This is a genomic window from Streptomyces niveus (assembly GCF_001723055.1).
Taxonomy (GTDB): Bacteria; Actinomycetota; Actinomycetes; order Streptomycetales; family Streptomycetaceae; genus Streptomyces; species Streptomyces niveus.
The window spans coordinates 1-10,650 of the sequence record NZ_MDCR01000288.1 but is presented as its reverse complement, the minus strand read 5'-3'; the positions used below and the strand labels follow the sequence as shown (position 1 = coordinate 10,650).

General features: G+C 71.3%; 8 protein-coding genes and 1 pseudogene. 6 read left to right on the top strand and 3 right to left on the bottom strand.

All coding sequences use genetic code 11. From position 1 onward, the window contains the following. Positions 1 to 142: 142 nt before the first annotated feature. The 3 genes and pseudogenes from BHU15_RS41620 to BHU15_RS28680 form a co-directional block, all read right to left on the bottom strand. Positions 143 to 412 carry a PepSY domain-containing protein gene (locus tag BHU15_RS41620; RefSeq protein WP_255293240.1) on the bottom strand — a complete coding sequence of 90 codons (270 nt, stop codon included), beginning with the start codon at positions 410 to 412 and terminating at the stop codon, positions 143 to 145. Next, positions 392 to 1,318: pseudogene (meaB, locus tag BHU15_RS28685) on the bottom strand (methylmalonyl Co-A mutase-associated GTPase MeaB); the annotation flags it as partial. The gene BHU15_RS41620 and the pseudogene meaB, both read right to left, overlap by 21 nt. A gap of 48 nt (positions 1,319 to 1,366) precedes the next feature. Then, positions 1,367 to 2,569: an acetyl-CoA C-acetyltransferase gene (locus BHU15_RS28680; RefSeq protein WP_069629827.1), complete on the bottom strand. Its 1,203-nt coding sequence runs from the start codon at positions 2,567 to 2,569 to the stop codon at positions 1,367 to 1,369. A gap of 147 nt (positions 2,570 to 2,716) precedes the next feature. On the opposite strand from BHU15_RS28680, the gene mce reads away from it, so the two are divergent. The 6 genes from mce to BHU15_RS28650 all read left to right on the top strand — a co-directional run. Next, complete coding sequence (gene mce, locus BHU15_RS28675) at positions 2,717 to 3,154, top strand: methylmalonyl-CoA epimerase (protein ID WP_069629826.1); 438 nt, start codon at positions 2,717 to 2,719, stop codon at positions 3,152 to 3,154. A 160-nt stretch (positions 3,155 to 3,314) separates the two neighbouring features. Further along, positions 3,315 to 7,058 (top strand): polarized growth protein Scy, encoded by a 3,744-nt coding sequence (gene scy / locus BHU15_RS28670; protein WP_069629825.1) that lies wholly within the window; start codon positions 3,315 to 3,317, stop codon positions 7,056 to 7,058. A gap of 114 nt (positions 7,059 to 7,172) precedes the next feature. Next, positions 7,173 to 8,111 carry a coiled-coil domain-containing protein gene (locus BHU15_RS28665; protein WP_023538611.1) on the top strand — a complete coding sequence of 313 codons (939 nt, stop codon included), beginning with the start codon at positions 7,173 to 7,175 and terminating at the stop codon, positions 8,109 to 8,111. A 123-nt stretch (positions 8,112 to 8,234) separates the two neighbouring features. After that, entirely contained in the window at positions 8,235 to 9,224 is a 990-nt protein-coding gene (locus BHU15_RS28660; RefSeq protein ID WP_069629824.1) for an ATP-binding cassette domain-containing protein, read from the top strand. 3 nt (positions 9,225 to 9,227) lie between these two features. After that, positions 9,228 to 10,007 (top strand): ABC transporter permease, encoded by a 780-nt coding sequence (locus BHU15_RS28655; protein WP_069629823.1) that lies wholly within the window; start codon positions 9,228 to 9,230, stop codon positions 10,005 to 10,007. A gap of 154 nt (positions 10,008 to 10,161) precedes the next feature. Continuing rightward, a partial coding sequence (locus BHU15_RS28650; protein ID WP_141726899.1) for an ABC transporter ATP-binding protein occupies positions 10,162 to 10,650 on the top strand: 489 nt, incomplete at its 3' end.

The following is a 10,650-nucleotide window of genomic DNA, read 5'->3' as shown; positions in this document are numbered from 1 at the left end:
CGGCACCAGACCCCGCTCACTCATCCGGCCTGATCCAAACGACACGCCCTAGACGCGCGGAGGCCGGTGGCGGAGGAGGGGGGATCTGTCCTCTGCCACCGGCTGTCCCGGAGGCGGTACGGGGTTCGTGAGACGCGGGGCGTCAGTCGTCGTCGCCGTCGTCGTCCCCACCGCGGTCGTCGTGGTGACCGTCGTCGTCCTTGCCGTCGTCGTCGTGGTCGTCACCCCGGTCGTCGTCCCGGTCCGCCGCCACCGCGCCGGTCGTCATGTCGACCGTCACCGCGTGCCAGGCGCCGTCGTCGCCGCGCACCGTCACCTCCCAGTGGCCGGCCTTGCGGTCGTCGTCGTCCGATTCGATCGATGTCACGGCGCCGGGGTGCTTCTTGAGCGCCGCCGCCGCGTACGGGTCCAGTTCGCCCGCGACGATCCGACGCGCCAGCGACCCCAGGCGCCGGTCGCCGCTCAGGTCCGCGATGCGCTCGCGGAGCGCCGTGACGGCGATGGTCTCGACCTCGCGGGCCGCGCGGCGCTCCCGCCGCTCGTTGAGGACGTCGTGCTTCTCCAGCCACGCGCGGTGCTTCTCCAGGGCGTCGACGACCTCGTCGACGCCCTCGTTGCGTGCGGCCACCGTCTTGACGATGGGCGGGCGCCAGTCGCCCGCGCCGCGCGCCTCGCCGAGGCCGAGCATGTGGTTCAGCTCCCGGGCGGTCGCGTCGGCGCCGTCCCGGTCGGCCTTGTTGACGACGTAGATGTCACCGATCTCCAGGATCCCGGCCTTGGCCGCCTGGATGCCGTCCCCCATCCCCGGCGCCAGCAGCACCACCGAGGTGTCCGCCTGCGAGGCGATCTCCACCTCCGACTGGCCGACCCCGACGGTCTCCACCAGGATCACGTCGCAGCCGGCCGCGTCGAGCACCCGGATCGCCTGCGGCGCCGCCCAGGCGAGCCCGCCGAGATGGCCGCGGGTCGCCATGGAGCGGATGTAGACGCCGGGGTCCGACGCGTGGTCGGACATCCGCACCCGGTCGCCCAGCAGCGCTCCCCCGGAGAAGGGGGACGACGGGTCGACGGCCAGGACACCGACGCGCTTGCCGGCCTTCCGGTACGCGGAGACCAGCGCGGACGTCGATGTCGACTTGCCGACACCGGGCGACCCGGTGAGCCCGACGACGTACGCGCCGCCCGCCAGCGGCGCCAACGCGGCCATCACCTCGCGCAGTTGCGGCGACGCCCCTTCGACCAGCGAGATCAGCCGGGCCACGGCTCTGGGCCGGCCCTCCCGTGCCTGGGTCACCAGCTGGGGGACGTCCACCGTCATCCGTACCGCGCTCCGTTCCTGGTTGCTGAAGGACTGAGAAGAGGGGGCCTACGCCTTCGGCACCCGGACGATCAGCGCGTCGCCCTGCCCGCCGCCGCCGCAGAGCGCCGCCGCGCCCACGCCGCCCCCGCGCCGCTGGAGTTCGAGCGCCAGGTGCAGCACCAGCCGCGCGCCGGACATGCCGATCGGGTGGCCGAGCGCGATGGCTCCGCCGTTCACGTTCACCCTTTCAGGGGACACACCCAGCTCCTTGGTCGACTGGACGGCGACCGCGGCGAAGGCCTCGTTCATCTCGATCAGATCCAGGTCCTCGACGGCGATGCCCTCCTTCGTCAGGGCGTGCCGGATCGCGTTGGCGGGCTGCGACTGGAGCGAGTTGTCCGGCCCCGCCACATTGCCGTGCGCGCCGATCTCCGCGATCCACTCCAGGCCCAGCTCCAGCGCCTTGGCCTTGCTCATGACCACGACGGCCGCCGCGCCGTCGGAGATCTGCGACGAGGAGCCCGCCGTGATCGTGCCGTCCTTGGCGAACGCGGGCCGCAGCTTGGCCAGGGACTCGGGGGTGGTCTCGGGGCGGATGCCCTCGTCCTGGTCGAAGATCACCGGGTCGCCCTTGCGCTGCGGGATCTCGACGGGGGTGATCTCGGCCTGGAAGACGCCGTTCTTCTGCGCGGCGGCGGCCCGCTGGTGGGAGGCGGCGGCGACCTCGTCCTGCTCGGGCCTGGCGATGGCGAGGCGGGTGTTGTGCTTCTCCGTGGAGGCGCCCATCGCGATGGACTCGAACGGGTCGGTCAGACCGTCGTACGCCATCGCGTCCAGCATCTCGATCGCGCCGTACTTGTAGCCCTCACGGGACTTCGGCAGCAGATGCGGCGCGTTGGTCATGGACTCCTGGCCGCCCGCGACGACGATGTCGAACTCACCCGCGCGGATCAACTGGTCGGCCAGCGCGATCGCGTCGAGGCCGGAGAGACAGACCTTGTTGATCGTGAGCGCGGGGACGTTCATCGGGATACCGGCCTTGACGGCCGCCTGGCGCGCGGGAATCTGCCCCGCCCCGGCCTGGAGCACCTGACCCATGATCACGTACTGCACCTGCCCGCCGGTCACGCCGGCCCGCTCCAGCGCGGCCTTGATGGCGAAACCGCCCAGGTCGGCGCCGGAGAAGGACTTCAGCGATCCGAGCAGCCTGCCCATGGGCGTACGGGCACCCGCGACGATGACGGAAGTGGTGGTGTTCGAATCCGGCATGAGATGCGGCCCCTTTGCCTGAGGATGAAGAGTGAGGGTTAACGAGGGTTCACCAAATGTACTGAGCGCACAGGTCCCGGGTCACCCGGCCGCGAGTGTGACAGCGCGCACGTTGCGTAACCGCGCCGTGCACGCTGCACTGTGCGCATGCTGACGCGAATCGACCACATCGGAATCGCCTGCCACGATCTCGACGCGACCGTCGAGTTCTACCGGGCCACCTACGGCTTCGAGGTCTTCCACACCGAGGTCAACGAGGAGCAGGGCGTGCGGGAGGCCATGCTCAAGATCAACGAGACCTCGGACGGCGGGGCCTCCTACCTTCAACTGCTCGAACCGGTCCGCGAGGACTCGGCCGTGGGCAAGTGGCTGGCCAAGAACGGCGAGGGCGTGCACCACATCGCCTTCGGCACAGCCGACGTCGACGCCGACTCCCAGGCCGTCCGCGAGAAGGGTGTCAGGGTTCTGTACGACGAGCCGCGCTCCGGCTCGATGGGCTCCCGCATCACATTTCTGCACCCCAAGGACTGTCACGGCGTCCTGACGGAACTCGTCACCTCCGCCGAGAAGCCTCAGGAGCACTGACCCGAATGATTCCCGGCCCGGTAGAGTGGGCCGCTCCGGGCCGGGGCCGGGTCGGGGCGGCGCCTCGGCCGATGATCTGTCACCATTCCCCGGGGGGCCGTTCGCCCGTCGGGCGGTACCTATTGCTCAGTTGCGACCAGGGGACGGATGGGACCGCGCAGTGCGGGGCTACGAACGCCAGGAGAGCCACCGAGCTGACGACGACCACCTTTCGCGGTTCGAAGCCGAGATGGATCGGCTGAAGACCGCGCGGGAGAAGGCCGTCCAGCACGCCGAAGACCTCGGTTACCAGGTCGAAGTACTGCGCGCGAAACTGCACGAGGCGCGCCGCAACCTCGCGTCCCGGCCCTCCTACGACAACAACGCCGACCTCGGCTACCAGGCCGAGCAGATGCTGCGCAACGCGCAGATCCAGGCCGACCAGCTGCGCACCGACGCCGAGCGCGAGCTGCGCGACGCCCGCGCCCAGACGCAGCGCATCCTCCAGGAGCACGCCGAGCACCAGGCCAGGCTCCAGGCCGAGCTGCACGCCGAGGCGGTCCAGCGCCGCCAGCGGCTCGACCAGGAGCTGGCCGAGCGCCGCCAGACCGTCGAATCGCACGTCAACGAGAACGTCGCCTGGGCCGAGCAGCTGCGCGGTCGCACCGAGACCCAGGCCCGCAGACTGCTCGACGAGTCGCGCAACGAGGCGGAGAAGTCGCTGGCCGCCGCGCGCGCCGAGGCGACCCGGGTCACCGAGGAGGCCCGCCGCCGGCTCGGCGCCGAGTCCGAGACCGCCCGCGCCGAGGCAGAGGCGATTCTGCAGCGTGCCCGCAAGGACGCCGAGCGGCTGCTCAACGCCGCGTCCACGCAGGCGCAGGAGGCCACCAGCCACGCCGAGCAGCTCCGTACGACGACGACGGCCGAGTCCGACCTGGCACGCCAGCAGGCGGGCGAGCTGAGCCGCTCGGCCGAGGCGCGGATACAGGAGGCGGACGAGCGGCTGCGCGAGTCCCGCGCCGAGGCCGAGAAGCTGGTCGCCGAGGCCAAGGAGGCCGCGGTCAAGCGGCTGGCCGGCGCCGAGACCCAGTACGAGCAGCGCACCCGTACCGCCAAGTCCGAGATCGCCCGGCTCGTCGGCGAGGCGACGAAGGAGTCGGAGGCGCTGAAGGCGGAGGCCGAGCAGGCGCTCGCCGACGCCCGTGCCGAGGCCGAGAAGATGGTCGCCGAGGCCGCCGAGAAGGCGCGTACGGCCGCCGCCGAGGACACCGCCGCCCAGCTCGCCAAGGCGGCCCGTTCGGCCGAGGAAGTCCTCACCAAGGCGTCCGAGGACGCCAGGTCCACCACCCGCGCCGCGAGCGAGGAGGCCGAGCGGATCCGCCGCGAGGCCGGCGCCGAGGCGGACCGGCTGCGCGGCGAGGCCGCCGAGCAGGCCGACCAGCTCAAGGGCGCGGCCAAGGACGACACCAAGGAGTACCGCGCCAAGACGGTCGAGCTCCAGGAGGAGGCCCGCCGGCTGCGCGGCGAGGCCGAGACGCTGCGCTCCGAGGCCGTCGCCGAGGGCGAGCGCATCCGGAGCGAGGCGCGCCGTGAGGCCGTCCAGCAGATCGAGGAGGCGGCCAGCACCGCCGAGGAACTGCTGACGAAGTCCCGCGCCGACGCCGACGAGATGCGTGCCACCGCGTCCACGGACAGCGAGCGCGTCCGTACGGAGGCCATCGAGCGCGCCACGACGCTGCGCAAGCAGGCCGAGGAGACGCTGGAGCGCACCCGCGCCGAGGCGGACCGGCTGCGCGCCGAGGGCGAGGAGCAGGCCGAGGCGGTGAAGGCCGCCGCCGAGCAGGCCGCGGCCGAGCTGCGCGCGGAGACCGAGCGCGGTGTCGAGGCCCGTAAGGACGAGGCGTCCGACGAGCTGACCCGGCTGCACACCGAGGCCGAACAGCGCCTGAACGGCGCGGAGTCGGCGCTGTCCGACGCGCGCGCCGAGAGCGAGCGGATCCGCCGCGAGGCGGCCGAGGAGGCCGAGCGGCTGCGCACGGAGGCCGCCGAGCGGCTGCGTACGCTCCAGGCCCAGGCCGAGCAGGAGGCCCAGCGGCTGCGGGACGAGGCGGCCGAGGACGCGGGTCGCTCCCGCGCGGAGGGCGAGTCGACCGCCGTACGGCTGCGGGACGAGGCCACGCAGGAGGCCGAGCGGACCAAGTCCGAGGCACAGGAGAGCGCGGACCGGCTGCGCGCCGAGGCCGCCGCCGCGGCCGAGCGGGTGGCCACCGAGGCGGCCGAGGCGCTGGACGCCGCGCAGGAGGAGGCGAGCCGCCGCCGCCGGGAGGCCGACGAGCTGCTGAGCGCCGCCCGTACGGAGGCGGACCAGGAGCGCGAGCGGGCCCGCGAGCAGAGCGAGGATCTGCTGGCGTCGGCCCGTAAGCGGGTCGACGAGGCGCAGACCGAGGCGGCGCGGCTGGTCGAGGAGGCGGAACTCCGCGCCACGGAGCTGGTGTCGGCCGCCGAGCAGACGGCGCAGCAGGTACGGGACGCGGTCGCCGGGCTGCACGACCAGGCCGAGCAGGAGATCGCCGGGCTGCGCTCCGCCGCCGAGCACGCGGCGGACCGGACGAGGTCGCAGGCGCAGGAAGAGGCGGACCGGGTCCGCTCCGACGCGTACGCGGAGCGCGAGCGGGCGGCGGAGGACGTGGCGCGGCTGCGTGCCCGCGCGCAGGAGGAGACGGACGCCGCGCAGGCCCTGGCCGAGAGCACCGTCGGCGAGGCGGTCGCCGAGGCGGAGCGGCTGCGCGCGGAGAGCTCCGACTACGCGCAGCGTCTGCGGACCGAGGCGTCGGACTCGCTGGCCGCCGCCGAGCAGGACGCGGCGCGCGCCCGCCAGGAGGCGCGCGACGACGCCAACCGCATCCGGGGCGACGCCGCGGAGCAGGCGGACCGGCTCATCGGCGAGGCTTCGAGCGAGTCGGAGCGGATGCGCGCCGAGGCCGCCGAGACGGTCAACTCGGCCCAGCGGGCGGCAGAACGGCTCCGCGCGGAGGCCGCGCAGATCAGGTCGGACGCCGAGGCGATGTCGGAGCGGACCGTCAGCGAGGCGATCACGGAGTCGGACCGGCTGCTCGACGACGCGCGGGCGAACGCGGCCAAGCGCCGCGCGGACGCGGCCGAGCAGGCCGACCAGCTCATGAACAAGGCCCAGGAGGAGGCGCTGCGCGCCGCCACCGAGGCCGAGGCGCAGGCCGACGCGATGGTGGGCGCCGCGCGCTCGGAGGCGGCGCGGATCACGTCGGACGCGACGGTCGAGGGCAACTCCCTGGTGGAGAAGGCCCGTACGGACGCCGACGAACTGCTCGTCGGGGCCCGCCGGGACTCCACGGCGATCCGGGAGCGCACCGAGGAGTTGCGGGTGCGCGTGGAGGGCGAGATCGACCAACTCCACGAGCGGGCCCGCCGCGAGACGGCCGAACAGATGAAGAACGCGGGCGAACGCGTCGACAAACTGGTCAAGGCAGCGACCGAACAGCAGGCGGAGGCCGAGCAGAAGGCCAAGTCCCTGGTGGCGGACGCCGGTTCGGAAGCGAGCAAGGTCCGGATCGCGGCGGTGAAGAAGGCCGAGGCGCTGCTGAAGGAAGCGGAGCTGAAGAAGGCCGAACTGACCCGCGAGGGCGAGCGGTTGCGCGCCGACGCGGAGGCGGAGGCCACCCGCACCGTCGAGGAGGGCAGGCGTGAACTCGACGTCCTGGTACGCAGGCGCGAGGACATCCAGGCCGAGATCTCCCGTGTCCAGGACGTGCTGGAGGCGTTGGAATCGTTCGAGACTCCGGCCGCGAGCGGCAAGACGGGTTCGGGCGGCGGCGCCGGCGGGGGTAGCGTCAAGGCGGGCGCGACGGCGGGTGCTACCCGTTCGGGTGGCAAGCCGTCCGACAGTTAGCCACTCAAAAGGCTGGACATTCTCCAGATCAAACCGTCATCTGCTCGATGACACGCCGCTTAGGCCCCTAGGATTCCCCTTATCACCTCACCGGTCTCATTCGACAGGAACCCCATGAGCGACACTTCCTCCCCATTCGGCTTCGAGCTCGTGCGGCGTGGTTACGACCGCGGTCAGGTGGATGACCGCATTACCAAGCTCGTCGCCGACCGTGACAGCGCTCTCGCACGGATCACTGCACTGGAAAAGCGCATCGAGGAGCTCCACCTCGAAACGCAGAACGCACAGGCCCAGGTCACCGACGCGGAGCCGTCGTACGCCGGCCTGGGAGCGCGCGTCGAGAAGATCCTCCGCCTCGCCGAGGAGGAGGCGAAGGACCTGCGTGAAGAGGCCCGTCGCGCCGCCGAACAGCACCGCGAGCTGGCCGAGTCGGCGGCTCAGCAGGTGCGTAACGACGCCGAGGCGTTCTCCGCCGAGCGCAAGGCGAAGGCCGAGGACGAGGGCGTCCGTATCGTCGAGAAGGCGAAGGGCGAAGCCTCGACCCTGCGCTCCGAGGCGCAGAAGGACGCGCAGCAGAAGCGCGAGGAGGCGGACGCGCTCTTCGAGGAGACCCGCGCCAAGGCCGCCCAGGCCGCCGCGGACTTCGAGACGAACCTCGCCAAGCGGCGTGAGCAGTCCGAGCGTGACCTGGCCTCGCGTCAGGCGAAGGCCGAGAAGCGCCTGGCGGAGATCGAGCACCGCGCCGAGCAGCTGCGCCTGGAGGCGGAGAAGCTCCGTACGGACGCGGAGCGTCGCGCCCGTCAGACGGTGGAGACCGCGCAGCGCCAGGCCGAGGACATCGTGGCCGACGCGAACGCCAAGGCCGACCGGATCCGCAGCGAATCGGAGCGCGAGCTGGCGGCGCTCACCAACCGCCGCGACTCGATCAACGCCCAGCTGACCAACGTCCGCGAGATGCTGGCCACGCTGACCGGTGCGGCCGTCGCCGCGGCGGGTTCGCCGGCCGAGGACGAGCCGATCTCCCGCGGCGTCCCGGCGCAGCAGTCCCGCTAGGACCGCTTGTCAGCTGGACGGCCGATGTACGGCTGATAGACGGATCCGTTCCGTAAGTAACGATCGTGCAAGCCCCCCGCCAGTGGAGTGGCGGGGGGCTTTGCGCGCCCATAGGTTGTCGGCATGATCGAGGTCGAAGGGCTCACCAAACGTTTCGGGAAGAAAATCGCGGTCGACCATCTCTCCTTCCAGGTCCGACCGGGCGTGGTAACGGGTTTTCTGGGCCCCAACGGAGCCGGTAAGTCGACGACCATGCGGATGATGCTCGATCTGGACATCCCGTCCGGCGGGTCGGTCCGCATCGACGGGAAGCACTACCGGGAGCTGTCGGAGCCGGTGAAGTACATCGGCGCGCTGCTCGACGCGAAGGCCATGCACGGCGGGCGCAGCGCGTACAACAACCTGCTGTGTCTGGCGCAGAGCAACCGCATCCCGGTGAGCCGGGTCAGCGAGGTTCTCGACACCGTCGGTCTGACGGCGGTGGCCAAGCAGAAGTCGAAGGGCTTCTCGCTGGGCATGGGCCAGCGGCTGGGAATCGCCGCGGCGCTGCTCGGTGATCCCGAGATCCTGATGTTCGACGAGCCGGTCAACGGGCTGGACCCCGAAGGCATCCACTGGATCCGCAATCTGATGAAGGCGCTCGCCGCCCAGGGCCGGACGATCTTCGTCTCCTCGCATCTGATGAGTGAAATGGCCCTGACCGCCGACCACTTGATCGTGATCGGCCAGGGCAAGCTCCTGGCGAACACCTCGATGGCCGACTTCATCCAGGAGAACTCGCGCAGTTTCGTACGGCTCCGCTCCCCGCAGCGCGAGCAGATGCGCGACGCGCTGCACGCCGGCGGGCTGTCCGTCGTGGAGGCGGCCGACGGCGCGCTGGAGATCGACGGCTCCACCGCCGAGGAGATCGGCGAGCTGGCCGCCCGCAACCAGCTCACCCTGCACGAGCTCAGCTCCCAACGCGCTTCGCTGGAAGAGGCGTTCATGCAGATGACGGCCGAGTCGGTCGAGTACCACGCCCATTCCGGCGGCGCCGGCGGCGTGGGCCCGGCGGCCCACACGGCCCCGGGTCCGCAGTGGGGACAGCACGACAACCAGGGCAAGGGAGCCTGACCCATGGCATCGGTACCAGCGGTCCTCCAGTCGGAGTGGACCAAGATCCGTACGGTCTCCTCCACGATCTGGACCCTCGCCGTCGCGTTCCTCGTGACCGTGGCCATGGGCTTCGGCCTGTCGCTGCTGTTCAAGTCGACGTTCGACGATCTGTCGGACGCCGAGCGTGTGACCTTCGACCCGACCTTCGTGAGCTTCTCCGGGATGATTCTCGGCCAGCTGGCGATGGTGGTGTTCGGTGTGCTCGTGGTCGGCTCGGAGTACAGCTCGGGCATGATCCGCACCTCGCTCGCCGCCGTACCGCAGCGGGCCACGTTCCTCTTCAGCAAGATCTTCGTCGCCGGGGCGCTCGCCCTGGTGGTCGGGCTCGTCACGGGCTTCGTCACGTTCTTCCTCGGCCAGGCGGCGCTCGGCGACCACGGGACGAGCATCGGTGAGCCGAACGTGCTGCGCGCGGTCATCGGCAGCGGTCTGTACATGGGTCTGATCGCGCTGTTCTCGATGGGTGTCGCGACGATGCTGCGCAGCTCGATGCTGTCGCTCGGCATCCTGATGCCGTTCTTCTTCCTCGTCTCGCAGATCCTCGCCTCCGTACCGAAGGCGAAGCAGGTCGCCAAGTACTTCCCGGACCAGGCGGGCTCCAAGATCATGCAGGTGGTTCCCAACGCCCTGAACTCGGAGAAGCCTCCGTACACCCCCTGGGAAGGCATGGGGATCATGGCGCTGTGGGTCGTCGCGGCGCTGGTCGGCGGCTATCTCGTACTGAAGAAGCGCGACGCCTGAGGCCCGGTCGCCGAGATCGCGTCGCCGCCGCTCCGTCGCAACGACTTGGCCGGAACCGTCAAGGCCCGGATATCCTCCTAACTCTTACGGGGGCCTTCGGCCCGGAGCGGCCACTGCCCCGACCACCTGACTGAACTGTCGATGGGGCTGGAGAATGATCGAGGCAGTCGGCCTGACGAAGCGCTACGGCGCCAAGACGGCCGTGTACAACCTTTCCTTCCAGGTAAGGCCCGGTACCGTCACTGGCTTCCTGGGCCCCAACGGTTCCGGCAAGTCGACGACCATGCGGATGATCCTCGGCCTCGACCAGCCGACCGCCGGCCATGTGACCGTGGGCGGGCATCCGTTCCGGCAGCTTCCCAACGCGCCCCGCCAGGTCGGCGCGCTGCTCGACGCGAAGGCGGTGCACGGCGGGCGCAGCGCGCGCAACCATCTGCTGTCGCTCGCGCAGCTCTCCGGCATCCCGGCGGCCCGCGTGGACGAGGTACTGGGCGTGGTGGGCCTCCAGGACGTGGCACGGCGCCGCTCCAACGGGTTCTCCCTCGGTATGGGCCAGCGGCTCGGCATCGCCTCGGCGCTGCTCGGCGACCCGCAGGTGCTGCTCTTCGACGAGCCGGTGAACGGGCTCGACCCGGAGGGCATC